A 25,622-nucleotide genomic window follows, 5' to 3' on the forward strand; every position below is an offset into this window, starting at 1 on the left:
AGTGATGGACATATACGCTGGTGTAGCCATGGATGCTCTCCTTGCTAAAAAATAAAGGTGCCCGGTGGGACGGATCGCCCGGTTGGGTGCCGAGGTAGATATCAAGGAGCGTGCCAGGAGCGGGAAGCGCCTTATGGATCAAGGGCTTCAGGTGATTTTGGAGATCGGTGAAAGTATTTCCTGGGCGAAAGCCGCTGAAAGTGCGCAACTTCTTGCGCAGTGCTGTGCAAGAAGTTGCGCACTCGGCTGTATGGCACGGTTTATAAAGCCCTTGAGCATCTGCTCACAGAGTTATCCACAGCCAGGTGCGCAAGAAGTTGCGCATGATGGCCAAGGGCCTTGTCAGGCGGAGGTCGAGGTGCTTCCCGTGGGTATCGCTTGTGGCGTCACGCTTGTCGACGGCGACTCGCGGTAGCTGGAGGGGCTGAATACCCGGGTCAGCACCAGCATGGCCAGCACGGTCAGGATCAGTACCCACCAGGCGCTGATGAAGCTGCCGGTGAGTTCCCGCAGCCAGCCGGTCAGCCACGGCGACACGGCGTTGATCAGGAACCCCACCCCTTGCACGAAAGCCGCCAGTTGCCCGGCTTCCCGTGGGTCGCGACGGTGGTCGAGGGTGAGGATCAGGCTCAGGGCGAAGCAGGCGCCGAGACCGAAGCCGATCAGCGCCACCCACAGCTGCGGGGCCTGCAGCGGCCACAACACCAGGCCGCCGAAACCCAGGGCCTGGGCGCTCAAGCTGATGGCGAGCAATGGCCGGCGGTCGCTCTGGCGCTGCGCCAGGGCGGGCATCAACAGCGCGGCAATGACCTGGAAGATGGTCATGAACGCCAGCAGCGAGCCGCTCTGGGTCGCGCTCCAGCCCAGTTGCAGGTAATAGGCCGGCAGCCAGGCGACCATGCTCATGTAGCCGCAGTTGATCAGGCCGAAATACAGCGCCAGCAACCAGGCCCGACGATTGCGCCACAGGCTGATGGAGGGGGCGTTGAGGCGCTGCCCCGGCCCGGCGAAAGGCAGCAGCCACCACAGCAGCAGGGCCGCCAGCGCCGGTAGCAACCACACGCCGAGCCCGGCCTGCCAATGGGCGAAGTGCGTGGCGACATGCGGGCTGAGCAGCGCCGCGAGGCCGCCACCGCCCATCAGCGAAGCCGAATAGATGCCCATGGCCAAGGCCACCCGCTGCTGGAACTGGCGCTTGATCAGCGCCGGCACCAGCGCCTGGATCAAGGCCACGCCGGCACCGCCGAGCAGGGCGGTGGCGAGCAGCGCGCCGGCCTGGTCGCAGAGCAAGCGCGCCAGGCAGGCGCAGAGGATCATCAACAGGCCGAGGGCGACGCCGCGCCGTTCTCCCAGGCGGGCTTCCAGGCGCACCCCGAGCAATGCCACCAGGCCCATGCAGACCACCGGCAGGCTGGTGAGCCAGGCACTGCTCTGGAAACTCATGCCGGTGGCGCCACGAATCTCCATCAGCAGCGGGCTGATGGAGCTGATGATCGGCCGCAGGTTGAGCCCCAGGGCGATCAACAGGGCCCAGCCGCCGAGGCGGCGCAGGCGCGACTCAGCGAACGGCATGGCGGGCCTGCCAGTCGCGGTAGATCGCGTTCATCGCCGCTTGCGGCAGGTGTCGCACCGGCAAGCGTTGGGCCGCCAGGGGCTGGGCCAGTTGTTCATAGATCGCCGCCGTGGACAGGCCGAAGGGCGCGGCGCTGGCGTTGTCCGCGGCGAACACCGCGCGCGCCACACCGCACAGGTACATGGCGCTCAAACACATGGGGCAGGGCTGGCCGCTGGCATAGATCACGCAGCCGTCCAGGCGCGGGCCGAGCCGCTGGCTGGCGACCCGGATGGCCAACAGTTCGGCGTGGGCGGTGGGGTCCTGGCTCAGGTGGATCTGATTGACCGTCTCGGCCAGCACCTGGCCGTCGCGCACCAGCACCGCGCCAAACGGCCGGCCGCCGGCCGCGACGTTTTGCCGGGCCAGTTCGACGGCGCGTTGCAGGTAATCCTGATCGTCTTTCATGGGGGCTCCTTAAGGCACAAATCAGGACGCGCCGGCGTCCCGCAGCAGTTTGGCGATGGCGGTCTGGCCGCGTTTCTCCGCCTGTTGCAGAGGGCTCAGGCCAGCGTTGTCCGGCAGGTTCAGGTCGGCGCCGGCGGCGATCAGCTGGGCGACAATCTGCTGGTGCGCCGGGCCGCCATCGGCCAGCACTATGGCTTCCATCAGGCAGGTCCAGCCCAGGCGATTGACGTGGTCGAGGTCGACGCCGGCCTCGATCAGCAGGCGCACGGTGTCGACATGCCCACGCTCGCAGGCTGGGATCAGCGCGGTGCCGCCGTAGCGGTTGGTGCTTTTCAGGTCGGCGCCGTGGGCCAGGGTCAGTTGCAGGATCGCATTGTGTCCGCTGGCGCCGGCCAGCAGGTAAGGGCTGTCGTGGATCAGGTTCTTCTGGTTGACGTCGGCGCCGGCCTCGATCAGCGCCCGGGCGATCTCGACCTGGTTGGCGGCGGTGGCCAGCAGCAACGGGCTGCTGCCATCCAGGCCGCGCACATTGACGTCCGCGCCTTGCCGAAGCAGCGCCTGGACCTTGGGCAACTGCCCGTCGCGGACTGCCTCGAGCAGCTGGTTATCCTTTGCCATCACCACCCCCACCACGAACAGACAGATTGCCAGGACAGCGTGTTTGCAAGACAGGTAACGCATGGCGTCAGGCTCCCTGTGCAGTCAATGAACGCCGAGTATGGTCAGGCCCTGATGTATTCTGAAATTAAATATAACCATGCCAATCAGTGGCATTGAGAATGGTGCTGCCATGTTCGATCCTGTGCTGCTGCGCAGCTTTGTCGCTGTCGTCGACTGCGCCAACTTCACCCGCGCCGCCGAGCGCCTGCACCTCACCCAGTCCACCGTCAGCCAGCAGGTGCGGCGGCTGGAGGAGAGCCTGGACTGCCAGTTGCTCGATCGCGACCAGCGCCGGGTGGTGGCCACCGCCGAGGGCGAGCGTCTGCTGGGCTATGCGCGGCGCATCCTGGCCCTCAACGAAGAGGCCAGCGATGTCTTGCTGCACCAGCAGAGCGAAGGCGTGTTGCGCCTCGGGGTGCCGGAAGACTTCGCCGCCGAGCGGTTGATGCCGTTGTTGTCGCGCTTCGGCCAGGACCATCCCGGCGTGCGCCTGGAGGTCACCAGCGGGCTGGGGCCGGAATTGACCCGGCTCTATCGACGCGGCGAATTCGACCTGTTGCTGGTCAAGCAGATGGGCGCCAGCGACGACTGCCTGGGGTCCTGGCCGGAACCCCTGTGCTGGGTCGACAGCCGCGCCACCCCGGCCTTCGGCCGCGATCCGTTGCCGCTGGTGGCCTTCCCGGTGGGTGGGCTGTATCGCCATGAAATGCTTCATCACCTCGAAGTCGGCGGCTGGCGCTGGCGCATCGGTTACTCCAGCGCCAGCCTGGCCAGCGTCTGCTCGGCGGTGGCAGCGGGGCTGGGCATCAGTCTGCTGCCGGTGCGGGTGGTGGCCGCCGGGCACCGCGTGCTCGATGCAGCCAGCGGCTTGCCGGACATCCAGGGCGTGTGCCTGGCGCTGTACGGCCGCAGCGGCTTGAGCCGCGCTGGCAAGGCCTTGGAGAGCCAGTTGCTGGCGTTGTGCGAGAGCCAGGCGCTGAAGGTATGAACAACCCTGTCCAGGGTTCGCTTGAGCAGGCGCCTCTTGATTCGCTTTACCGGGGGCGCCTGATCCCTTGATCGACGTTCGGTCGGTCCCTTTTATTTCGCCACTGCTGTCGCTTCACCCCGGTTTTGCCGTGGCGATGCAATGCCCTTGGCGAATATTTTCAATGCTCGAAAAGCATGGCTTTTTGACTCCTTCCCTGCAGCCCTTGATCCGCGCGGCCTGGCGCGAGATGACGGCTTTAAATATGCGATTTTGATCTATCCATAACTTTAAAGATTACTTTCGGAGATAAGTGTCTGGCGCCAATCATTCAGCCCTCGACGCTGCTCCGGGGGAGTTCGCAGGTGTGGGTCGGGCTATTCGCAAAAGACTGTAGGGAGTTAATCAATGGGCAATGTCCAGACCGCCGCCAGTGCACACGAGGTGCTGTGGCGCCAGGCGCCGAGCGGCGATTTGGTCGACCTCGGCCGGCCGCACCGCTTGCCGTTGGGCCAGTTGCGTCTGCAGAAGGCACCCAAGGCCGGGCTGCGGCGGCGCGAGGCGATTGCGCTCGGGGTGATCGCCCTGGTCTTGCACGGTGCGGTGATCTACTGGATCAGTCAGAAGCCGACCCCGGTATTGCCGATCGTGCCGCCGGAAATTCCACCGATGACCATCGAGTTTTCCCGGCCGGCGCCGCCGGTGGTCGAGCCGCCGCCACCGCAGACGGTACAACCGGTGGTGGAGCCACCACCGCCGGTGGAGGACGAACTGGCGGTCAAGCCGCCACCGCCCAAGCCGATTTCCAAACCCAAACTGCAGCCCAAGCCGAAACCGGTGCCCAAGCCTGAGCCCAAGCCGGCGCCTAAGCCGGTCCAGCAACAGCCCGCGCCGCCACAACCGGCCGCGCCTGTCGCCGCTCCGGCACCGCCCGCGCCACCGGCCCCGGCGCCCGTGACCCCGGCTTCGGCGAACGCCGCGTACCTGAAGAACCCGGCGCCGGAATATCCGTCGCTGGCCCAGCGTCGCGGTTGGGAAGGCACGGTATTGCTGCGGGTACATGTACTGGCCAGCGGCAAGCCCGGCGAGATCCAGATCCAGAAAAGCAGCGGTCGCCAGCAACTCGACGACGCGGCGTTATCGGCAGTCAAGCGCTGGAGCTTCGTGCCGGCCAAGCAGGGTGATGTCGCCCAGGACGGCTGGGTCAGCGTGCCCATCGATTTCAAGATTCATTGAGCCTGCGCCAGGCGCTATCGCGAGCACGCTCGCTCTTACAAGGGTTATACAGAGGGACACATCATGAGTTTATTGGCATCTCCACTCGAATCCATCGAAAGCGCGGTGATCTGGCTGCTGGTGGTGTTTTCCGTGGCCACCTGGGGCCTGGCCCTGCTCAAGGGCGCGCAGTTCGCCCGTCTCAAGGCCCAGGATCGCAAGTTCCACAAACAGTTCTGGGCCGCCTCCAGCCTCGACTCGGCGGCCGAACTCAGCGAAACCCAGCCCGGCGCCGCCGCTCGCGTGGCCCAGGCCGGTTATGCGGCGATCCAGGTCGGCGACACCGCGCACGCGGCGGACCTGAGCCAGGCGATCAATCATCAGGACCGCCTGGAGCGCGCCCTGCGCCAGCAGATCGTCCGTGAGCGGCGTTCGCTGGAAACCGGCTTGGCGGTGGTCGCGAGTATCGGCAGCACCTCGCCCTTCATCGGCCTGTTCGGCACCGTGTGGGGGATCATGGAAGCCTTGAAAGGCATCAGCGCGGCGGGCTCGGCGAGCCTGGAAACCGTGGCCGGGCCAATCGGTGCGGCACTGGTCGCCACTGGCGTGGGGATCGCCGTCGCGGTACCGGCGGTGCTGGTTTACAACTACTTCCTGCGGCGCCTGAAGCTGACCGCCGCCGACCTGGATGACTTCGCCCATGACTTCTACAGCCTGGCGCAGAAGAGTTCGTTCCGCGTGCTGATCCACCCGACCGCGCACAAGGCCGCGGCCCAGGGCAGCGCACAGAAAGTGAAGGAGGCGTCCTGACATGGCCTTCTCGACCCAGGACAGCGATGAGGTGCTGAGCGAGATCAACGTCACGCCGCTGGTGGACGTGATGCTGGTACTGCTGGTGGTGTTCATCGTCACCGCGCCGCTGCTGACCAACGCGATTCCGATCAACCTGCCCAAGACCGAGGCCGTGGCCCCGGTGGAGCAGAAGGACCCGCTGGTGGTGAGCATCGACGGCGCCGGCAAACTCTTTATCAACAAGGACGAGATCCAGCCGGATCTTTTGGAAACCAATCTTCAGGCGGCCAAGGCCAAGGACCCGGAAGTGCGCGTGCAGTTGCAGGCGGACGACGGCGTCAACTACGGCGAAGTGGCCCGTGCCATGGCCTCCATCGAGCGTGCCGGTATCACCAAGCTGTCGGTGATCACCGCGCGCTGACCCAGTGTTGTAAGCCACGACTTTTCAGGCCGTCTCCTTGGCAGGGTGCGGCCTTTTTTTTGCCTGCGATTTGGCCAGGCAAGGTTGCCTGGACGGACGCCATCGCGAGCAAGCTGCGCTCCTACAGGTTCGTTGCGCCCGCCGGCTTTTGTAGGAGCAGCCGGTCGACGCTCGATTGCCCGCGATGCAGGCCCCGCGGTCTGCCTGCCAGGCGCCTAGGGCTCGTACAGCCTGGGTACAGGTGACTCTTGATATTCTTTATAAGTCTTAATAAATAGCTTCTTATTCCTTAACGAATATAACTCTCGTCCCTATACTCGATCGGGAACAGACACGCAGGAGAGCTCCCCCATGCGCAACGAATCAATTCGCTACCTGATTGTGCCGGGCTGGCAAGGATCGCCAGAAGATCATTGGCAAAGCCACTGGCAGAACAGCCTGCCGAACAGTGCGCGGGTGGAGCAGGCCGACTGGCTGACACCCCGGCGCGAAGACTGGGTCGCGGCGCTGGCCGAGGCGATTGCCGCCGACAGCACGCCGGTGATCCTGATTGCCCACAGCCTGGGCTGCATCACCGTCGCGCACTGGGCCGCCCATGCGCCGGTCAGTGCCTTGCGCCAGGTGCGCGGTGCGTTGCTGGTGGCGCCGGCGGATGTCGAGCGTCCGGCCTGCGCGCCGGCGCTGCGCAATTTCGCGCCGATCCCCAGCGACCTGTTGCCGTTCCCGAGCCAGATTGTCAGCTCCGATAACGACAGCGCCATCAGCGCGCCGCGTGCCCTGGAACTGGCCCGCCACTGGGGCGCCGAGGCGGGGATCCTGTCCGGTGCCGGGCATATCAACGTCAAGTCCGGGCACCAGCGCTGGGAGCAGGGTTTCGCGTATCTCTACCGCCTGCAAAACCGCATGGAACAGCATTCCCTGCGCCGCGCCTGATTTTTTCTTTTTGTTAAACGCCCCCGCCTGCCAGCGGATTTGGGCGGGAGTCTGCCATGAGTCTGCATGAGTCTTTCGGTCAGCCACTGCTGACCTTTCCCGATGCTGAAAAAAGTCCGTTGAGCATCCGCGCCAAGGCGCTGGTGTTCGTCGATCCCCGCTCGCGGCAGTTGCGCCAGGAGCTGGAACAGCTGGCGCCGCGGGCGATCTCGGTGTTGATCCGCGGTGAAACCGGCAGCGGCAAGGAGCTGCTGGCCCGGCATATCCACCGCGCCAGCGACCGCAGCGGCCTGTTCGTGTCGGTCAACTGCGGGGCTATCAGCCCGACCTACGCCGACGCCGAACTGTTCGGTTATGCCGGCGGCGCCTTCAGCGGTTCGGCCAGCAGCCGTGCCGGCTGGTTCGGCTCGGCCAACGGCGGCACCCTGTACCTGGACGAGATCGGCGACTTGCCGTTGCCGATCCAGATCAAGCTGCTCTCGGCCCTGGAAAATCATGAGGTGACCCGGGTCGGCGCCCATCAGCCGAGCCCGGTGGATGTGCGCCTGGTGGCGGCCACCAGCATCGACCTGGCCCAGGCAGTGGCTGCGGGCAAGTTCCATGAGCGGCTGTATCACTACCTGGGCGAGGGCCACCTGGAATTGCCGGCGCTGCGCGAGCGGGTCGGCGACATCCTGTCGTTGGCCGAGTATTTCCTCGGCATCTACAGCCAGCGCCTCGACCTGCCGGTGCCGCTGATCAGCGAAGCCGCCCAGCAGGTGCTGGAGCAGCACAGCTGGCCGGGCAACACCCGCGAGCTGGAGAACGTCATTCACTTTGCCCTGTTGGTCAGTAGTGGCGAGGAGATCCTGCCGGAGCACCTGAACCTGCCGCCGCAGCTGTCGCGGCTGGAGTTGGTGGACCAGCAATTGAAGGGCCTGATCGCGGACGGTTCCGCCGCCGAGTTGCAGGCGCTGAAGCACCTGCTCAAGCAACATGGCGTGATCTGATCACGCTCCCGCCCCTGTAGCCGCTGCCGCAGGCTGCGATAGGGCCGAAGGCCCTCCTGCGTCAACCAAATCGCCGCGCCCGTTCCGGTCGTTCGCAGCCTGCGGCAGCGGCTACAAGGGCATGCACAGCGCCTCAGATGCGAGCTAGAGCGGTCCGATTCTGTATGAGCAAAATGGAATATCAACGTGAATAAAAGATATTGTTAAGGCATAAAAAATCCCGGTATTGTCCGCTCCACGCCAGAGATAGCACTTCGCTGGCACCCTCATTACAAAAGCCGTCGTCACTGACGACTCATAAGGACACTGCATGAAAAAGGTTCTGTTGTTCACCGCACTGGCGGCTGCCCTGACTGCCGGTCTGGCCCAGGCTGGCGAGAAACTGGTAGTGGCGGCCACCCCTGTGCCGCACGCCGAGATCCTCGAGCTGATCAAGCCGACCCTGGCCAAGGAAGGTGTGGACCTGGAAATCAAAATCTTCACCGATTATGTGCAGCCGAACGTGCAGGTCGATCAGAAGCGTCTGGACGCCAACTACTTCCAGACCCTGCCGTACCTGAAGAGCTTCAACGAAGGCAAAGGCACTAACCTGGTGACCGTGATCGGCGTGCACGTCGAACCTTTCGGCGGCTACTCGAAGAAAGTCAAAACCCTGGCCGAGCTGAAAGACGGCGCGACCATCGCCATTCCGAACGAAGGCAGCAACAGCGGCCGCGCCCTGATCCTGCTGCAGAAGGCCGGCCTGATCGAACTCAAGGACCCGAAGAACGCCCTGGCGACCCCGAAAGACATCGCCAAGAACCCGCACAACTTCAAGTTCAAGGAACTGGAATCGGCCCTGCTGCCGCGCGTGCTGGACCAGGTCGACCTGGACATGATCAACACCAACTACGCCCTGGAAGCCGGCCTGAACCCGGCCAAGGATGCGCTGGTGATCGAGGGTGCCGATTCGCCGTACGTGAACTTCCTGGTGTCCCGCCCGGACAACAAGGACAGCGCCGCCATCCAGAAACTGGCCAAGGCCCTGACCAGCCCGCAAGTGAAGGAATTCATCGAGAAGAAATACAGCGGCGCAGTACTGCCGGCGTTCTGATGAACTACGCTTAAGTCGTACAAACCCCTTCAAGGTTTAAACGCCGATGGCTTCTACAGCGTCGGCGTTTTTTATTGCCCGCAAGAGCGACTTCACCGTGCTTCTGTAGGAGCGAAGCTTGCTCGCGATCCAGGCGCTGCGGTGTATCAGTAAGGACGCAATCGCGGGCAATCAACGATGAAGGGATTTTGCTCAGGAAGGCTTCATGGCCCGGCACAGGGCCTTCAGCCATTTGACGATGTCCTGCGGATCGAGGGGTTGCGGGGTATCGAGGTCGGTCATTGTTCTTATCGTCCTTGTGTGTCTGGCCCGTTGAGGTCGGGTGCCGGTTGTCCGTTCCATGGAGGAGGATCAGAAAGATCCCTGACGGCGTCAGAAAAGTAGCCGGCCCAGACGCGCATGGCAAACCCCGCAGGTTAGTTTTTTGGGTGATATCAATATGCTTTAACGGTATTTAAATTATTGTTTTTATAGCTTTAAAGTCGACGCCTGCCGGGTGGTTTACCCACCGCCCAATGGACTGCACCACCGCCGCTGTACCCCAGTGGCGTCCAGGATTGCCATGACCCTCGACTACGCCTTTATCCTCAGTACGCTGCCGGCCTTCCTCAAGGCCGTGGGCGTGACCTTGCAGGTCGGCCTGATCGCCATCGCCACCTCCCTGCTGGTGGCCCTGATCAACGCCACGATCCTGGTGTTCCGCACCCCCTACCTGCAGCGCCTGATCGGGCTGTACGTGGAGCTGGCGCGCAACACCCCGCTGCTGATCCAGCTGTTCTTCGTCTACTTCGCCCTGCCGGCGCTGGGGCTGAAGATTTCCGGGTTCGCCGCGGCGATCATCACCATGACCTTTCTCGGCGGCGCCTACCTCACCGAGGTGCTGCGCGCCGGCGTCGAAGCGGTGCCGACGGCCCAGCTGGAGTCGGGCCGCTCCATCGGCCTGTCGCACTGGCAGCTGTTGCGCCATGTGATCCTGCCGCAAGCCGGGATCCTCAGCCTGCCGTCGCTGTTCGCCAACTTCATCTTCCTGCTCAAGGAGACCACTGTGGTCTCGGCGGTGGCGGTGCCGGAGATTCTCTACACCACCAAGAGCTACATCGCCCTCTACTACAAGACCTACGAAATGCTCGCCGTGCTCACGCTGATCTGCGTGCTGCTGTTCTTGCCGCTGTCGCTGTTGCTCAGCCGTCTGGAAAGGAGGTTGCAGCATGGCCAGTTCGGGTCTTGAACTGCTCTGGGTGTCCTTGCCGCAACTGGGCAAGGGCGCCGCGCAGACCTTGTCGATTTCCCTGCTGAGCATCGCCTTCAGCACCCTCGGCGGCGTGCTCTACGGCGTGCTGCGAACCCTGGACAGCAAATGGCTGAATGCGGTGCTGCGCATCTACCTGGAGCTGTTCCGGGCGATCCCGGTGCTGGTCTGGTTGTACCTGCTGTTCTTCGGTTTCCCGATCTTCTTCGGCATCAGCATCCCCAGCTTCACCTGCGCGGTGCTGGTGCTGTCGCTGTGGGGCGCCAGCGAAGTCGGCGAGGTGGTGCGTGGCGCCCTGCATTCGCTGCCCCGTGGCCAGCGCGAGGCGGGGCTGTCGATCGGCCTGTCCGACCCGCAACTGTACGGCTACGTGCTGCTGCCCCAGGCGCTGAAACGCATGACGCCGCCGACCATCAACGTCTACACGCGGATCATCAAGACCAGTTCGCTGGCGGTGCTGATCGGCGTGGTGGACGTGATCAAGGTCGGCCAGCAGATCATCGAGCGCACCTACGAGTCGGTGCTGATCTACGGCGCCCTGTTCCTGTTTTTCTTCTTTATCTGCTACCCGCTGTCGGCCGCCTCGCGCGTGCTGGAGCGGCGCTGGACGCAAGCATGAGCGCACTGATCGAGTTCCAGGGTTTCAACAAGTTTTTCGGCGAGCAGCAGGTGCTCAAGGACGTCGACCTCAAGGTCGCCCAGGGCGAAGTGGTGGTGATTCTCGGCCCCAGCGGCTGCGGCAAGTCCACCTTGCTGCGCTGCCTCAACGGCCTGGAAAAAGCCCACAGCGGCCACCTGAGATTCGCCGGCCGCGAGCTGCTGGACCAGGCCACCGACTGGCGCCAGGTGCGCCAGGACATCGGCATGGTGTTCCAGAGTTACCACCTGTTCCCGCACATGAGCGTGCTCGACAACATCCTGCTCGGCCCGCTCAAGGTGCAGAAGCGCGACCGTCGCGAAGCCCGCGCCCAGGCCGAGGCGCTGCTGGAGCGGGTGGGCCTTCTGGACAAGCGCGATGCCTTCCCGCGCCAGCTCTCCGGCGGCCAGCAGCAACGCATCGCCATCGTCCGTTCGTTGTGCATGAACCCGCAGGTGATGCTGTTCGACGAGGTCACCGCGGCGCTGGACCCGGAGATGGTCAAGGAAGTGCTGCAAGTGATCCAGGGCCTGGCCCGGGACGGCATGACCCTGCTGATCGTCACCCACGAAATGGCCTTCGCCCGCGCGGTGGCCGACCGCATCGTGTTCATGGATGCCGGGCGCATCCTCGAACAACACCCTCCCGAGACCTTCTTTACGAACCCGCGGACCGCACGAGCGCAGCAGTTCCTGGAGAAATTCTCCTTCGTTGAAGCATTGCCCAAAAAAGCACCTACAAAGGAACTGGAGCTCTTATGAAAACTGCCAAGTCTTCGCTACTGCTACTCCCGCTGTTCGGCCTCGCGCTGCTGGCCGGCTGCGATAAAACCGCCGAGGCGCCCAAGTCTGCGGCCAGCGCCAGCGCCAGCGCCAGCGCGGCCCCGGCGGCCGGTTATCTGGACAAGATCAAGGCCCGCGACAAGCTGATCGTCGGCGTATTCACCGACAAGCCGCCGTTCGGTTTCGTCGATGAGACTGGCCGTTACGTGGGCTTCGATACCGATATCGGGCGACAATTCGCCAAGGACCTGCTGGGCGACGAGAACAAGGTGGAGTTCGTCGCGGTGGAGCCGGCCAGCCGCATTCCGTTCCTGCAGAGCGACAAGGTCGACCTGATCCTGGCCAACATGACCGTCACCCCGGAGCGCAAGGAAGCGGTGGAGTTCACCAACCCCAACCTCAAGGTTGCGGTGCAGGCTTTGGTGCCTGACGGCAGCGAAGTGAAGAACCTGGATGACCTGGCGAGCCGCACCACCATCGTCACCACCGGCACCACCGCCGATATCTGGCTGACCAAGAACCACCCGGACTGGAAACTGCTGAAGTTCGAGAAGAACTCCGAGTCCCTGCAAGCCCTGGCCAACGGCCGCGGCGATGCCTATGCCCAGGACAACCTGATCCTGTTCAGCTGGTCCAAGCAGAACCCGGGCTACCGCGTACTGCCGCAGACCCTGGGGGAACAGGCACCAATCGCGCCGGCGGTGAAGAAGGGCAATATCGAACTGCGTGACTGGGTCAACGCCGAGCTGGCCAAGCTGGGCGAGGACAAGTACCTGCTCAAGCTCTACGACCAGTACGTGCGCAAGGAACTGAGCGACGACACCCAGCCGGAAAGCGTGATTGTCGAAGGGGGCAAGTGGCAGGGGTGATTCGGTCTGAACGATCGAGGTGTTCTTAAGTACGCCATCGCGGGCAAGCTCCGCTCCTACAGAAGCATGTGCAATCTTCTTCTGTAGGAGCGAGGCTTGCCCGCGATGCTTTTGAGGCCGCTCAATCCGGCCAATACCACGCCGGTTCATCGAGCATGCCCTGGCCGACGATTTCGGTCTGGCCGAAATTCTTCTCCAGCACGATGGCGTTGCATTGCGGGTCCTGCTGCAACGCCGCGATCAGCCGGCTGGCATGGGACACCACCCACACCTGGCACTGCTGCGAAGCCCGGATGATCAGGCGCGCCAAGGCCGGCAGCAGGTCCGGGTGCAGGCTGGTTTCCGGTTCGTTGAGCACCATCAGCGTCGGTGGCCGTGGCGTCAGCAGGGCGGCGACCAGCAGCAGGTAACGCAGGGTACCGTCCGACAGCTCCGCCGCCGACAGCGGCCGCAGCAAACCGTCCTGATGAAACTGCACGCCGAACAGCCCGCCCGGCACCGCATCGATCTCCAGCCGCGACCCGGGAAAGGCATCGCTGATGGTCTCGTGCAGCGCCTGCTGATCGCCGACCTCGATGATGGTCTGCAACGCCGCCGCCAGGTCACGGCCGTCGTGGTGCAGCACTGGCGTGCGGGTGCCCAGCTGCGGCCGGCGCGCGGGGGCCTGGCTGTCGGTGCGAAAGTGATCGTAGAAACGCCAGCCACGGATCTGCTCGCGCAGATGCAGGACTTCGGGCGACGAACGCAGGTTACCGACCTGGTCGAACAGGCTGTCGCCGCTGGAGGTGTGCTGCGCCAGCACCTCCCATTGCCGCCCCTCGCGGGCCCGCACCATCGGCCCCTGGCGATCCACCAGCACACTGGCCGGGCGATACACCGGCCCGCTCCAGATGCTCTCGCGCTTGATCCGCGGGTCGAGGGTGAAGCGCGACGGAATCGGCGTGCTGTGCCCGGGCAGCATGAAATGACCGCTGGAGTCCGGCAGCCCCAGGCCGATCGAGTAACCGAAGTCCTCGCCGGCAAAGCCCAGTTGCAGGCGCTTGACGGTTTTCCGTGGTCCGCCCTGGATCGCCACCTCGCCACGGCTCATGCGCCGGCTGATCTGTTCCGGCCCGGCCCAGAAAGTCGACTCCAGGCCGCCTTCGCTGGCCAGCGCATTGACCACCCCGCCCTGGGCGGTTTCCGCCAGCAGGCGCAGGGCCTTGTACAGGTTGGACTTGCCGCTGCCGTTGGGGCCGGTGATCAGGTTCAGCCGCTCCAGCGGAATCACCAGTTTGTTGATCGAGCGGTAATTGGCCACTGCCAGGGTCTTGAGCATCCCGGGGCTCCTTGTGCATGAAGGCGCAGTGTGCCTGATCGGTGCCGATTTTGTAGCCGCCGCGACAGCTCCCCAGGGCTTCCTGCGTTCGCTGGAACAGCGCCCGCGTTGCGGCCGATCGCAGCCTGCGGCAGCGGCTACAGGGTTTGTGAGCACCGTGGCGTGCAGCGGTTGAACCCTGTTCTAAGCTCACAGTCGTATCGTCACCTGTACGATTGCATCGCGTGAAGGAGCCTGCATGGCTGGTCTCGAATCGAAGTGGATAGTGGGTTTGACGCTGGCGGCACTACTGAGCGGTTGTGGTGCGGAGAAACCGACCGAAAAGGAGCGGCCGCGGGTGCGCGTGCAGCAGGTGCAGACCCGCGATTTCGCCGCGCAAGTGACCCTGACCGGCGATGTGCAGGCGCGGGTGCAGACCGAGTTGTCATTCCGCGTCGGCGGCAAGATCATCCAGCGCCTGGTGGATGTCGGCGATCGGGTCACGGCCAGGCAGGTACTGGCCCGGCTCGACCCGAAAGACCTGCAGACCAATGTCGATTCCGCCGCCGCCTCGGTGTTCGCCGAGCAGGCGCGGGTCAAGCAGACCAGCGCGGCCTTCGTCCGCCAGCAGAAGCTTCTGCCCAAGGGCTACACCAGCCAGAGCGAATACGATGCCGCCCAGGCAGCGCTGCGCAGCAGCCAGAGCGCCCTGAGCGCGGCCCAGGCGCAGTTGGCCAACGCCCGTGAGCAACTGAGCTATACCGCGCTGATCGCCGACGCGCCGGGGGTGATCACCGCGCGTCAGGCCGAGGTCGGCCAGGTGGTGCAGGCCACGGTGCCGATTTACAGCCTGGCCCGCGACGGCGAGCGCGACGCCGTGTTCAACGTCTACGAGGCGTTGCTGGTGGCCCCGCCAGAGGATGGCGTGATCAACGTCAGCCTGCTGGACAACCCGAATATCAAGACCACTGGCAGGGTGCGGGAAGTCACCCCGGTGGTGTCGGCGCAAAGCGGCACGGTGCAGGTCAAGGTGGCCCTCGACGGCTTGCCGGCGGGCATGGACCTGGGCTCGGTGGTCGGCGCCAGTGCCCATGTGCCCGGCAAGGCCAGTGTCGAGTTGCCGTGGGCGGCGCTGACCAAGAACCTCAACGAACCGGCCGTGTGGCTGGTGGGCGAGGACGGCAAGACCACCCTGCACACCGTCACGGTGGGGCGCTACCAGACCGGCAAGGTGATCATCAGCGACGGCCTCGAGGGCGGCGAAAAAGTGGTGATCGCCGGTGGCCAGTTGTTGCACCCGGGGATGCTCGTCGAGATCGTTCCCGAGACCGGTGCCCAAGGAGCCCAGCCATGAAGCGCCTGTCCCTGCTGTTGTGCGCCGGCCTGGTGCTGGGCGCCTGTTCCAAGGAAGAACCGGCGCCCGAGCCGGTGCGCCCGGTGCTGTCGTTCGAGGTGCGCGCCGAGTCCGAGGAAAGCCTCGGGCGGTTCGCCGGCAGCATCCAGGCCCGCTATGAAACCAACCTCGGCTTCCGGGTGCCGGGGCGCATCGCCAATCGCAACGTCGATGTCGGTGCCGAGGTGGGCAAGGGCGCCTTGCTCGCCACCCTCGACCCCACCGATCAGCAGAACCAGTTGCGTTCCGCCCAGGGCGACCTGGCCCGGGTCGAGGCGCAATGGATCAATGCCCAGGCCAACGCCCGGCGCCAGCAGCAATTGTTCGACCGCGGCGTTGGCGCCCAGGCGCAGCTGGACATCGCCCAGACCGACCTGAAGACCACCCGCGCCTCCCTGGATCAGGCCAGGGCCGCGGTCAGCCAGGCCCGCGACCAGCTCGCCTACAGCGAGCTGCGCACCGATCACGGCGGCGTGGTCACCGCCTGGATGGCCGAGGCCGGCCAGGTGGTCAGCGCCGGCCAGCAGGTGGTGACCCTGGCTCGCCCGGATATCAAGGAGGCGGTGATCGACCTGCCGGCGAGCCTGGTGGACCAGTTGCCGGCCGACGTGGTGTTCAAGGTCGCCTTGCAGCTGGACCCGAGCGTCAACACCACCGCTGTGGTGCGCGAGATCGAGCCCCAGGCGCAGAGCGCCACCCGGACCCGGCGTTCGCGCCTGACCCTGGCGCAAACCCCGCCCACCTTCCGCCTCGGCACGGCCATCAGCGTGACCCTCAGCTCCGCCATCGTCCCGCGCACCGAGGTGCCGCTGTCGGCCCTGCAGGAGGTGGACGGCCAGACGCGGGTCTGGATCGTCGACCCGCAGGCACGCACCGTGGCGCCGCGGGAGGTCACGGTGCTCGGCCGCGACCATGATTCGGCGTTGATCGGCAGCGGGATCAAGATCGGCGAGCGGGTGGTGAGCGCCGGTGTGAACAGCCTCAAACCGGGGCAGAAAGTCAAAATCGACGAGGACAGCCCACGATGACGCCGGCCACCAAAGGGAGCTTCAATTTATCCGAGTGGGCCATCAAGCATCAGTCGTTCGTCTGGTACCTGATGTTCGTCGCGCTGCTGATGGGCGTGTTCTCCTACATGAACCTGGGGCGCGAGGAAGACCCGTCCTTCACCATCAAGACCATGGTCATCCAGACCCGCTGGCCGGGCGCGACCCAGGAGGAAACCCTCAAGCAGGTCACCGACCGCATCGAGAAAAAACTCGAAGAACTGGACTCCCTCGACTACGTGAAAAGCTACACCCGCCCCGGCGAATCGACGGTCTTCGTCAACCTGCGCGACACCACCAGCGGCAAGGACATTCCCGAGATCTGGTACCAGGTGCGCAAGAAGATCAACGACATTCGCGGCGACTTCCCCCAGGGCCTGCAAGGGCCGGGGTTCAACGACGAGTTCGGCGATGTGTTCGGTTCGGTCTACGCCTTTACCGCCGACGGCCTGAGCATGCGCCAGCTGCGCGACTACGTGGAGCAGGTGCGCGCCGAGATCCGTGAAGTGCCGAACCTGGGCAAAGTGGAAATGGTCGGCGAGCAGGACGAAGTCATCTACCTGAACTTCTCCACGCGCAAGCTGGCGGCGCTGGGCATCGACCAGCGCCAGGTCCTGCAGAGCCTGCAAGCGCAGAATGCGGTGACTCCAGCCGGGGTGATCGAAGCCGGGCCGGAGCGGATTTCCGTGCGCACCTCGGGGCAGTTCGCCTCGGAGAAAGACCTGGCCACGGTCAACCTGCGGCTCAACGAGCGCTTCTATCGCCTGGCGGATATCGCCGAGATCAGCCGCGGCTACGTCGACCCTTCGACGCCGCAGTTTCGCTACAACGGCCAGCCGGCCATCGGCCTGGCGATCGCCATGAAGAAGGGCGGCAACATCCAGGACTTCGGCAAGGCCCTGCACGCCAAGATGAACCAGCTCACCGCCGAGCTGCCGGTGGGCGTAGGCGTACACACGGTGTCGGACCAGGCCGAGGTGGTGGAAAAAGCCGTCGGCGGCTTTACCAGCGCGCTGTTCGAGGCGGTGGTGATCGTGCTGGTGGTGAGTTTCGTCAGCCTGGGCGTGCGCGCCGGGCTGGTGGTGGCGTGCTCGATCCCGCTGGTGCTGGCGATGGTCTTCGTCTTCATGGAATACAGCGGCATCACCATGCAGCGGATTTCCCTCGGTGCATTGATCATCGCCCTGGGCCTGTTGGTGGACGACGCGATGATCACCGTGGAGATGATGGTCACGCGCCTGGAGATGGGCGAGACCAAGGAGCAGGCGGCGACCTTCGCCTACACCTCCACGGCCTTCCCGATGCTCACCGGGACCCTGGTGACGGTCGCCGGCTTCGTGCCCATCGGCCTCAACGCCAGCTCCGCCGGCGAGTACACCTTCACCCTGTTCGCGGTGATCGCCGTGGCCATGCTGGTGTCGTGGATAGTCGCCGTGCTGTTCGCCCCGGTGATCGGCGTGCATATCCTCAGCACCAACGTGAAGCCCCACTCCGAGGAGCCGGGGCGCATCGGCCGCGCCTTCAACGGCGGCCTGCTGTGGGCCATGCGCAACCGCTGGTGGGCCATCGGCATCACCGTCCTGGTGTTCGTGCTGTCGGTGGTCGGCATGCGCTTCGTGCAGAACCAGTTCTTCCCGTCCTCGGACCGGCCGGAGATTCTCGTCGACCTCAACCTGCCGCAGAACGCCTCGATCGCCGAGACCCGCCTGGCGGTGGATCGCCTGGAGGCGACCCTCAAGGACGACCCGGACATCCTGCGCTGGAGCACCTATATCGGCGAAGGTGCGATCCGTTTCTACCTGCCGCTGGACCAGCAACTGCAGAACCCCTACTACGCGCAGTTGGTGATTGTCAGCAAGGGCCTGGAGTCGCGCACGGCGTTGACCGAGCGCCTGAAAAAACGCCTGCGCGACGACTTCGTCGGCATCGGCAGCTACGTCCAGGCCCTGGAAATGGGCCCGCCGGTGGGGCGGCCGATCCAGTACCGGGTCAGCGGCAAGGACATCGACCAGGTGCGCAAGCACGCCATCGAGCTGGCCACCGAACTGGACAAGAACTCGCACATCGGCGAGATCATCTACGACTGGAACGAGCCGGGCAAAGTGCTGCGCATCGACATCGCCCAGGACAAGGCCCGCCAGCTGGGGTTGTCTTCGGAGGACGTGGCGCAGCTGATGAACAGCATCGTCAGCGGCTCCACCGTGACCCAGGTGCATGACGACATCTACCTGATCAACGTGGTCGGCCGGGCCGACGACAGCGAGCGCGGCTCCCCGGAAACCCTGCAGAACCTGCAGATCGTCAACCCCAACGGCACCTCGATTCCGCTGCTGGCCTTCGCCACCGTGCGTTACGAACTGGAGCAGCCGCTGGTCTGGCGGCGCGACCGCAAGCCGACCATCACCATCAAGGCCTCGGTGCGTGACGAAATCCAGCCGACCGACCTGGTCAGGCTGCTCAAGCCGGATATCGACAAGTTCGCCGCCAGCCTGCCGGCCGGTTACTCGGTGGCCACCGGCGGTACGGTGGAGGAGAGCGGCAAGGCCCAGGGGCCGATCGCCAAGGTGGTGCCGTTGATGCTGTTCCTCATGGCGACCTTCCTGATGATCCAGCTGCACAGCGTGCAGAAGCTGTTCCTGGTGGCCAGCGTCGCGCCCCTGGGGCTGATCGGCGTGGTCCTGGCGCTGGTGCCGACGGGCACGCCCATGGGCTTTGTGGCGATCCTCGGGATTCTCGCGCTGATCGGCATCATCATCCGCAACTCGGTGATCCTGGTGACCCAGATCGACGAGTTCGAGCGCGCCGGTCATTCATCCTGGGATGCGGTGGTGCAGGCCACCGAGCACCGTCGCCGGCCGATCCTGCTGACCGCCGCGGCGGCCAGCCTGGGCATGATCCCCATCGCCCGGGAAGTGTTCTGGGGGCCGATGGCCTACGCTATGATCGGCGGCATCATCGTCGCCACCCTGCTGACACTGCTGTTCCTGCCGGCGCTGTATGTGGCCTGGTACAAGATCAAGGAGCCGAAGAACACCACGGCCTGAGATCGTGCTCCGTCCGACAGAACGCCATCGCGAGCAAGCTCGCTCCTACAAGAGGCGGCGCAACGCCGATCATAAAAAACTGTAGGAGCGAGCTTGCTCGCGAAAAAGGCCGATCAACGACGCAAGCTCAAACCTTGCGCCAAACACTCGCCAGCCACGGCTGCTGTTCCCGCGGCAGCCCGGCGGGCCGGTAGTAATGCTCCAGCTCGACAAACCCCGCCGCCGTCAGCAAGTGCTGCCACGCCGCCAGGTCGTGGTAGGCGCCATAACGCGCGCCGTTCCAGCCTTCCTGGTTGTCGCCGCGCGGGTTGGAGCTGAACAGCACGCCGCCGGGTTTCAGCGTGGCGTGCAGCTGGCGCAGCACCCGTGGCAGTTCCTGCGAGGGAATGTGGAACAGCACGGCGTTGGCGAAGATGCCGTCGAAGCGTTCGGCGGGCAGGTCGAGCTTGAGGAAGTCCTGCTGCCAGACCTCGCAGCCGCTGTCGTCGCGGGCCATCTGGGCAAAACGCTCGGAGCCGTCGAGGCCGATGGCGATATGACCGAGGCGGGTGAAGGTCCGCAGGTCGCGCCCGGGGCCGCAGCCGAAGTCCAGCAGGGTGAAGGGCGCCGTGCCCTGGATATGCCGCAGCAGGGCGTCGATGTTCTGGCTGACATCGTGGTCGCGGGTGCCTTCGCGGAAGTCTTCGGCCACCTGGTTGTAGTGACCCAGGGTGGTGGAGGTGATCTGGTCGAGGTCGGTGGGGGCGAGTTTCATGGCGGGCTGCGCAGAGAAAGGGGGAGTGGTCCGAATATACCCCATGTCTGGCGCACTGGTTCCCTGTAGCCGCTGCCGAAGGCTGCGATCGGCTGCGAAGCGGCCGTGCTCTTGAGAGCGCCGAAGGTCCTTCGGACCTTATCGCAGCCTGCGGCAGCGGCTACAGGTTATTCGTCACCACGAAGGTGGCGTTTCTCAACGCTTGTTGAGCACCCGCGCCAGGCGGTCGCCGCCGAGCTGGATCGCCGCGACGAGGATCACCAGCAGCACGATCACCGTGAGCATGATCTGGCTGTCGAAACGCTGGTAGCCATAGCGATAGGCAATGTCCCCCAGGCCGCCGGCGCCGATGGCCCCGGCCATGGCCGAGGAGTTGATCATGGTCACCAGGGTGATGGTGAAACCGCCGACGATGCCCGGCAGCGCCTCCGGCAACAGCACATGCCAGACGATGTGCCAGCGTCGGCAGCCCATGGCCTGGGCGGCTTCGATCAGGCCGTGGTCGACCTCGCGCAGGCTGACCTCGGCGATCCGCGCGAAGAACGGCGTGGCGGCGATGGTCAGTGGCACCACCGCTGCCCAGACGCCGTAGGTGGTGCCGACGATCAGCCGGGTGAAGGGGATCAGCGCCACCATCAGGATCAGGAACGGAATCGAGCGGAACAGGTTGACGAAGGCCCCCAGCACGCTGTTCAGCCTGGGTGCTTCGTAGATCCCGCCCTTGCCGCTGGTAACCAGGATCACCGCCAGCGGAATCCCCGCCAGCAAGGCGATCAGCGACGACATGCCGACCATCAGGAAGGTATCGATAACGCCCTGGAGCAAGCGATCAAACCACATAACCCAGCACCTCTACCTGTTGTGTCCATTGCTTGTGCAAAAAGTGCTGCGCGCGCAGGCGTTGTTCCTCGGCGCCCAGGGACGAGCCGCTGACCGCCAGCAGCAGTTGCCCCAGGGCATGCCCCTGAATCCGCTCCACGCCGCCGTGCAGCAGCCGCACGCGCCCGCCCAGGGTGCTGAACAGCGCGGCCAGGTCCGGCTCGTCGCTGGTCCTGCCGGTGAACCGCACGCGCAATACTACCGCCGCGTCCGAAGACTTCGGCTGGGCTTGCAGGCGGTTTTGCAGCTCATCCGGCAAACCGTGCTGCAAGGGCGCCAGCAGGGTCTTGCTGACCTCGTGCTGCGGGTTGCCGAACACTTCCCAGACCGGCCCCAGCTCGACGATATGCCCGTGCTCGAGCACCACCACGCGGTCGCAGATATCGCGGATCACCGCCATCTCGTGGGTGATCAGGATGATGGTCAGGCCCAGGCGCTGGTTGATCTGTTTGAGCAGGCCGAGGATCGACTGGGTGGTCTCCGGGTCCAGCGCCGAGGTGGCCTCGTCGCACAGCAGGATCGCCGGGTCGTGGACCAGCGCCCGGGCGATGCCCACCCGCTGTTTCTGCCCGCCCGAGAGTTGCGCCGGGTAGGCCTTGTGCTTGTCCTTCAGGCCCACCAGTTCCAGCAGTTCGCGCACCTTGTGCTCGCGCTGTTCCTTGGGCACGCCGGCCACCTTCAGCGGCAGCTCGACGTTCTGCCACACGGTCTTGGCCGACATCAGGTTGAAGTGCTGGAAGATCATGCCGATGCGCCGGCGCAGCTCCACCAGGCGGTCCTCGTCGAAGTCGCCGATGTCCACCTGATCGATCAGCACCCGGCCGCCCGAAGGCTGTTCCAGGCGGTTGATGGTACGGATCAGCGACGACTTGCCGGCGCCGCTGCGGCCGATGATGCCGAACACTTCGCCGCGCTGGATCGCCAGGTCAATACCGTGCAGGGCCTGCACCGGGCCTTGCTGGCCCTGGTAGGTCTTGGTCAGGCCGATGAAGCGCACATGGGCGTGATTCAGCTCCGGATACAACTCGGTCTGCTGCGCGTTTTGCGGCTGTTCGGGCGGCTGCCTGGAGGCCTTGTGCGGGAGATAGGCGACGCTCATCTCAACCTTCCCAGCCGGCTTGGTAGAGCTTGCCATGGGCTTTATCCAGGGCGGCACGCACAGCCGGCGAATGCTGGTAGATGTCGACGAACTTGATCAGCCGCGGGTCGGTCTTGCTCTTGGGCTGGATCACGAACTGGATCACGTATTCCTTGTGGTCGAGGCCGTCGAACAGCAGCGCCGAACCGGCGTCGAAGGTCTTGGCCAGGCGGATATAGGCCGGGTAGCCCTGCACCAGGTCGGCGTCGTCATAGGCGCGTACCAGTTGCACGGCCTCGACCTGGAGGATCTTCAGTTTCTTCGGGTTGGCGACTATGTCGTCCTCGGTGGCCTTGTAGCCGACGCCCGGCTTGAGGCTGATCAGGCCGGCCTTGGCCAGCAGCTGCAAGCCGCGACCGCTGTTGATCGGGTCGTTGGCGATGGCCACTGTGGCGCCTTCGGGCAGCTCGTCGAAGCTTTTGTATTTCTTCGAGTACAGGCCGACGTTGTTGATGATCCCCGGGGCGAACGGCACCAGGTCGAAACCGGCGGCGGCCTTGGCGTTTTCCAGGAACGGGATGTGCTGGAAGTAGTTCACGTCGATATCGCCGGCGGCCAGGCTGACGTTCGGCGCGATCCAGTCGCTGAATTCCACCAGTTCGACTTTCAGGCCCTGTTTGCCGGCCTCTTCGACGGCGGCCTCCAGGGGAATGGCGAAGGCGGCGGTGGTGCCGACTTTCAGCGGCGCGTCGGCGGCGAATACCGCGCTGCCGAACAGTCCGAGGGCGAGGGCCAGTGCTTTGACTGGGTGGCTTAAGAGCTTGGTTTTCATGGTCAGGTTTCCAGTCAGTGCATAAAGAGGCGGTGTTTGGGTGGGCTTCATCGCGAGCAAGCTCGCTCCTACAGGGAATGCGCTCAACCTGTAGGAGCGAGCTTGCTCGCGATAGGGCGATAGCCCGCTCCGGCGTGTTGCTCGGGTAACTGTGCGTCCTGCTGGAACAGCTTTTCGCGCAGGGTGCCGTTGTCGTAGGCGGTCTTGTACGAGCCGCGGCGTTGCAGCTCGGGGATCACCAGGTCGATGAAGTCGACATAACTTTCCGGGGTGACGATGCGGGTCAGGTTGAAGCCGTCGAGGCCGGTTTCGGCGATCCAGGATTCGAGGTCGTCGGCCACCTGCTGCGGCGAGCCGACCACCGTGATGTAGCGCCCGCCCAGGGCGTGCTGGTCGAGCAGCTTGCGCCGGGTCCAGTCGTTGTTCTGCAGGTTCCGGGTGGCCGACTGGATGGCGTTGCTCTTCACGTACTGGATAGGTTCGTCGATCTCGTACTGGGAAAAGTCGATGGCGGTGGACGCCGAGAAATGCGCCACCCCGGCCTCCGCGCTGGCATGGCTGCGGTACTCGGCGTGCTTCTTCCAGGCCAGTTCCTCGGTCTCGGCGACTATCACGTTGAGCCCCATGAACACCTTGATGTCCTCGGGGTTGCGCCCGGCCGCCACGGCGCTGGCGCGGACCTTGTCCACCTGGGCCTTGGTCGAGGGCTTGTTCTGCCCGCTGATGAACACGCACTCGGCGTGGCGCCCGGCGAACAGCAGGCCGCGATCGGAACTGCCGGCCTGGAATAGCACCGGCGTGCGCTGTGGCGACGGCTCGCACAGGTGATAGCCCTCGACCTGATAGAACTCGCCCTTGTGCTCGACCTTGTGCACCTTTTCCGGCCGGGCGTAGATCCGCTGTTCGCGGTCGTTGATCACCGCGTCGTTTTCCCAGCTGCCTTCCCAGAGCTTGTAGAGCACTTGCAGGTACTCGTCGGCCTGGTCGTAGCGCCGGTCATGCTCGACCTGTTCGCTCAGGCCCATGGCCTTGGCGGCGCTGTCGAGGTAGCCGGTGACGATGTTCCAGCCGACCCGGCCACGGCTCAGGTGGTCCAGCGTGGACATGCGCCGGGCGAACAGATACGGCGGCTCGTAGGTGAGGTTGGCTGTGAGGCCGAAACCGAGGTTGCGGGTCACCGCGGCCATGGCCGAGACCAGCAGCAGCGGGTCGTTGACAGGCAGCTGGATCGACTCCTTGAGCGTCACGTCCACCGAGTTCTGGTAGACGTCGTAGACCCCGACGATGTCGGCGATGAACAGCCCGTCGAACAGCCCGCGCTCCAGCAGTTGCGCCAGTTCGGTCCAGTATTCGAGGGTTTTGTATTGGGTCGAGGTGTCCCGCGGGTGGGTCCACAGGCCATGGTTGATGTGCCCGATGCAGTTCATGTTGAAGGCATTGAGCAGGATCTTTTTTTTCGCGCCCATCAGATGGTCCCCCGCAGTGGCGGGTTCGTCTGGTTGAGGTAGTAGTTGCCCACCGCGTGGTATTTCCAGCGCACCGGGTCGTGCAGGGTGTGCACCCGGGCGTTGCGCCAGTGACGGTCCAGGCCATGTTCGGCCAGGGTCGCCTGGCTGCCGGCCAGTTCGAACAGGGTGCTGCCGGCGGCCAGGGAGATTTCGGTGCTGATGGCGCGAGCCTCGGCGACCGCTATGGAGGCGGCAGCCACGGTCTCGGCGTTGGGCTCGGCCTGGGCGGCGTCGAGGAACTCCCCGGAGCGCTCCAGCAGCGCCTCGGTGGCATGCAGGCGAATGCTCAGGTGGCCGAAGCTCTTGATCGTCAGCGGGTCTTCGGTGGCCTTGTCGTTGCCGGAATCGATCCACGGCCGGGTCTTGGTGCGCACGAAATGCAGGGCGTCTTCATAGGCGGCGCGGGCGATACCGGTGTCGATGGCGGCATGGAGAATCTGCGCCAGCGGGCCGACGGTGGTCGGGCGTTCGAAGGCGTTTTGAAAGGGAATCACGTCCTCGGCGGCGACGAACACATTCTCGAACACCACCGAGCCGCTGCCGGTGGTGCGCTGGCCGAAGCCGCTCCAGTCGTCGATCACGTTCAGGCCCTGGCTGTCCGCCGGGACGAAGGCCAGTTGCTGCACGCCATTTTCATCCACCACCGAGGTGGGGATGCGCTGGGCGTAGATGGCGCCGGTGGAGTAGAACTTGCGGCCGTTGATGCGATAGCCGTCGCGTCCTTGCTGCACGTCACGGGTCAGGCGAGTGGTGCGGTCGTGGGCGGTCTTGGTGCCCAGCTCGGCCAGGGCATTACCGAAGCGCTGGCCGGCCAGGACCTCGGCGTACAGGCGTTTTTTCTGCGCCTCGCTGCCGTTCACCCGCAGCACTTCGAGGGCGTAGAAATGGTTCTGCGGGATCTGCCCCAGGGAGCCGTCGGCCTGGGCGATCAGGGCGATGACCTTGGCCAGGGTGACGTTGGACACGCCGGCGCCGCCGTATTCCCTGGGCACGCTGATGCCCCACAGGCCGGAGCGGGAAAAGGCTTCGAGTTCGGGGTGGGGCAGGCGGCGTTCGCGGTCGCGCAGGGCGCTGTCGCGCTTGAAATCTTCGGCCAGGTCGCTGGCGACGATCAGGGCTTGCTCATCGCTGGTTATGACCGCGACGTGTTGAGAAAGAGTCATG

General features: G+C 64.9%; 25 protein-coding genes. 14 read left to right on the forward strand and 11 right to left on the reverse strand.

Annotation, left to right across the window (positions count from 1 at the left end; translation table 11 throughout):
• The 4 genes from DK261_RS33370 to DK261_RS15490 form a co-directional block, all read right to left on the reverse strand.
• A partial coding sequence (locus tag DK261_RS33370; protein ID WP_218278180.1) for a hypothetical protein occupies positions 1-208 on the reverse strand: 208 nt, incomplete at its 3' end.
• Between the two features lie 134 nt (positions 209-342).
• On the reverse strand, positions 343-1,572 hold the full coding sequence (locus DK261_RS15480) for a CynX/NimT family MFS transporter (protein WP_110175937.1): 1,230 nt from the start codon (positions 1,570-1,572) through the stop codon (positions 343-345).
• Positions 1,559-2,020: a nucleoside deaminase gene (locus DK261_RS15485; RefSeq protein ID WP_110175938.1), complete on the reverse strand. Its 462-nt coding sequence runs from the start codon at positions 2,018-2,020 to the stop codon at positions 1,559-1,561. The genes DK261_RS15480 and DK261_RS15485 overlap by 14 nt, the downstream gene beginning before the upstream one ends.
• 21 nt (positions 2,021-2,041) lie before the next feature.
• Positions 2,042-2,701, reverse strand: a complete 660-nt coding sequence (locus tag DK261_RS15490; RefSeq protein ID WP_110175939.1) for an ankyrin repeat domain-containing protein — start codon at positions 2,699-2,701, stop codon at positions 2,042-2,044.
• 109 nt (positions 2,702-2,810) lie between these two features.
• On the opposite strand from DK261_RS15490, the gene DK261_RS15495 reads away from it, so the two are divergent.
• From DK261_RS15495 to DK261_RS15545, 11 genes are all read left to right on the forward strand, one after another.
• Complete coding sequence (locus DK261_RS15495) at positions 2,811-3,668, forward strand: LysR family transcriptional regulator (RefSeq protein ID WP_103331272.1); 858 nt, start codon at positions 2,811-2,813, stop codon at positions 3,666-3,668.
• Positions 3,669-4,055: 387 nt separating this feature from the next.
• Positions 4,056-4,883 carry an energy transducer TonB gene (locus DK261_RS15500; protein ID WP_110175940.1) on the forward strand — a complete coding sequence of 276 codons (828 nt, stop codon included), beginning with the start codon at positions 4,056-4,058 and terminating at the stop codon, positions 4,881-4,883.
• Positions 4,884-4,946: 63 nt separating this feature from the next.
• The gene (locus tag DK261_RS15505) at positions 4,947-5,672 is read left to right on the forward strand and encodes a MotA/TolQ/ExbB proton channel family protein (protein ID WP_009046420.1); all 726 of its coding nucleotides are present in this window, start codon (positions 4,947-4,949) and stop codon (positions 5,670-5,672) included.
• Between the two features lies 1 nt (position 5,673).
• Positions 5,674-6,075: a biopolymer transporter ExbD gene (locus tag DK261_RS15510; RefSeq protein ID WP_009041659.1), complete on the forward strand. Its 402-nt coding sequence runs from the start codon at positions 5,674-5,676 to the stop codon at positions 6,073-6,075.
• A gap of 351 nt (positions 6,076-6,426) precedes the next feature.
• The gene (locus tag DK261_RS15515; RefSeq protein ID WP_009046421.1) at positions 6,427-7,008 is read left to right on the forward strand and encodes an alpha/beta hydrolase; all 582 of its coding nucleotides are present in this window, start codon (positions 6,427-6,429) and stop codon (positions 7,006-7,008) included.
• A gap of 56 nt (positions 7,009-7,064) precedes the next feature.
• A complete protein-coding gene (locus tag DK261_RS15520; RefSeq protein ID WP_016702536.1) occupies positions 7,065-7,997 on the forward strand; it encodes a sigma 54-interacting transcriptional regulator in 933 nt (310 codons plus the stop codon).
• A gap of 310 nt (positions 7,998-8,307) precedes the next feature.
• Positions 8,308-9,090 (forward strand): MetQ/NlpA family ABC transporter substrate-binding protein, encoded by a 783-nt coding sequence (locus DK261_RS15525; protein ID WP_009046423.1) that lies wholly within the window; start codon positions 8,308-8,310, stop codon positions 9,088-9,090.
• A gap of 562 nt (positions 9,091-9,652) precedes the next feature.
• The gene (locus tag DK261_RS15530; protein ID WP_009046424.1) at positions 9,653-10,318 is read left to right on the forward strand and encodes an amino acid ABC transporter permease; all 666 of its coding nucleotides are present in this window, start codon (positions 9,653-9,655) and stop codon (positions 10,316-10,318) included.
• The gene (locus tag DK261_RS15535) at positions 10,299-10,958 is read left to right on the forward strand and encodes an amino acid ABC transporter permease (RefSeq protein ID WP_009046425.1); all 660 of its coding nucleotides are present in this window, start codon (positions 10,299-10,301) and stop codon (positions 10,956-10,958) included. Before DK261_RS15530 ends, DK261_RS15535 begins: the two co-directional genes overlap by 20 nt.
• Positions 10,955-11,737 (forward strand): amino acid ABC transporter ATP-binding protein, encoded by a 783-nt coding sequence (locus DK261_RS15540; protein WP_025808474.1) that lies wholly within the window; start codon positions 10,955-10,957, stop codon positions 11,735-11,737. The genes DK261_RS15535 and DK261_RS15540 overlap by 4 nt, the downstream gene beginning before the upstream one ends.
• Positions 11,734-12,627 (forward strand): transporter substrate-binding domain-containing protein, encoded by an 894-nt coding sequence (locus tag DK261_RS15545; protein WP_110175941.1) that lies wholly within the window; start codon positions 11,734-11,736, stop codon positions 12,625-12,627. The genes DK261_RS15540 and DK261_RS15545 overlap by 4 nt, the downstream gene beginning before the upstream one ends.
• Positions 12,628-12,748: 121 nt before the next feature.
• Here the strand turns inward: DK261_RS15545 and DK261_RS15550 are convergent, their stop codons facing one another.
• Positions 12,749-13,945, reverse strand: a complete 1,197-nt coding sequence (locus tag DK261_RS15550; protein ID WP_016702541.1) for an AAA family ATPase — start codon at positions 13,943-13,945, stop codon at positions 12,749-12,751.
• 238 nt (positions 13,946-14,183) lie between these two features.
• On the opposite strand from DK261_RS15550, the gene DK261_RS15555 reads away from it, so the two are divergent.
• Genes DK261_RS15555 through DK261_RS15565 form a run of 3 tightly spaced genes read left to right on the forward strand, consistent with a single transcriptional unit; the run spans position 14,184 to position 19,407 of the window.
• Entirely contained in the window at positions 14,184-15,278 is a 1,095-nt protein-coding gene (locus DK261_RS15555) for an efflux RND transporter periplasmic adaptor subunit (protein ID WP_009046429.1), read from the forward strand.
• Entirely contained in the window at positions 15,275-16,345 is a 1,071-nt protein-coding gene (locus DK261_RS15560; protein ID WP_028683861.1) for an efflux RND transporter periplasmic adaptor subunit, read from the forward strand. Before DK261_RS15555 ends, DK261_RS15560 begins: the two co-directional genes overlap by 4 nt.
• Positions 16,342-19,407 carry an efflux RND transporter permease subunit gene (locus tag DK261_RS15565; RefSeq protein ID WP_110175942.1) on the forward strand — a complete coding sequence of 1,022 codons (3,066 nt, stop codon included), beginning with the start codon at positions 16,342-16,344 and terminating at the stop codon, positions 19,405-19,407. Before DK261_RS15560 ends, DK261_RS15565 begins: the two co-directional genes overlap by 4 nt.
• 127 nt (positions 19,408-19,534) lie before the next feature.
• Here the strand turns inward: DK261_RS15565 and DK261_RS15570 are convergent, their stop codons facing one another.
• The 6 genes from DK261_RS15570 to DK261_RS15595 form a co-directional block, all read right to left on the reverse strand.
• The gene (locus DK261_RS15570; RefSeq protein ID WP_028683859.1) at positions 19,535-20,161 is read right to left on the reverse strand and encodes a bifunctional 2-polyprenyl-6-hydroxyphenol methylase/3-demethylubiquinol 3-O-methyltransferase UbiG; all 627 of its coding nucleotides are present in this window, start codon (positions 20,159-20,161) and stop codon (positions 19,535-19,537) included.
• A 195-nt stretch (positions 20,162-20,356) separates the two neighbouring features.
• The gene (locus DK261_RS15575) at positions 20,357-21,001 is read right to left on the reverse strand and encodes a methionine ABC transporter permease (protein ID WP_110175943.1); all 645 of its coding nucleotides are present in this window, start codon (positions 20,999-21,001) and stop codon (positions 20,357-20,359) included.
• Complete coding sequence (locus DK261_RS15580; RefSeq protein ID WP_110175944.1) at positions 20,991-22,139, reverse strand: methionine ABC transporter ATP-binding protein; 1,149 nt, start codon at positions 22,137-22,139, stop codon at positions 20,991-20,993. Before DK261_RS15580 ends, DK261_RS15575 begins: the two co-directional genes overlap by 11 nt.
• A gap of 1 nt (position 22,140) precedes the next feature.
• Positions 22,141-22,950 carry a MetQ/NlpA family ABC transporter substrate-binding protein gene (locus DK261_RS15585; protein WP_016702547.1) on the reverse strand — a complete coding sequence of 270 codons (810 nt, stop codon included), beginning with the start codon at positions 22,948-22,950 and terminating at the stop codon, positions 22,141-22,143.
• Positions 22,951-23,033: 83 nt separating this feature from the next.
• A complete protein-coding gene (locus tag DK261_RS15590; protein ID WP_009046436.1) occupies positions 23,034-24,416 on the reverse strand; it encodes an LLM class flavin-dependent oxidoreductase in 1,383 nt (460 codons plus the stop codon).
• Entirely contained in the window at positions 24,416-25,621 is a 1,206-nt protein-coding gene (locus tag DK261_RS15595) for an SfnB family sulfur acquisition oxidoreductase (RefSeq protein WP_110175945.1), read from the reverse strand. Before DK261_RS15595 ends, DK261_RS15590 begins: the two co-directional genes overlap by 1 nt.
• Between the last annotated feature and the right edge of the window lies 1 nt (position 25,622).

Source organism: Pseudomonas sp. RW409 (assembly GCF_003184125.1).
Taxonomy (GTDB): Bacteria; Pseudomonadota; Gammaproteobacteria; order Pseudomonadales; family Pseudomonadaceae; genus Aquipseudomonas; species Aquipseudomonas chlororaphis_I.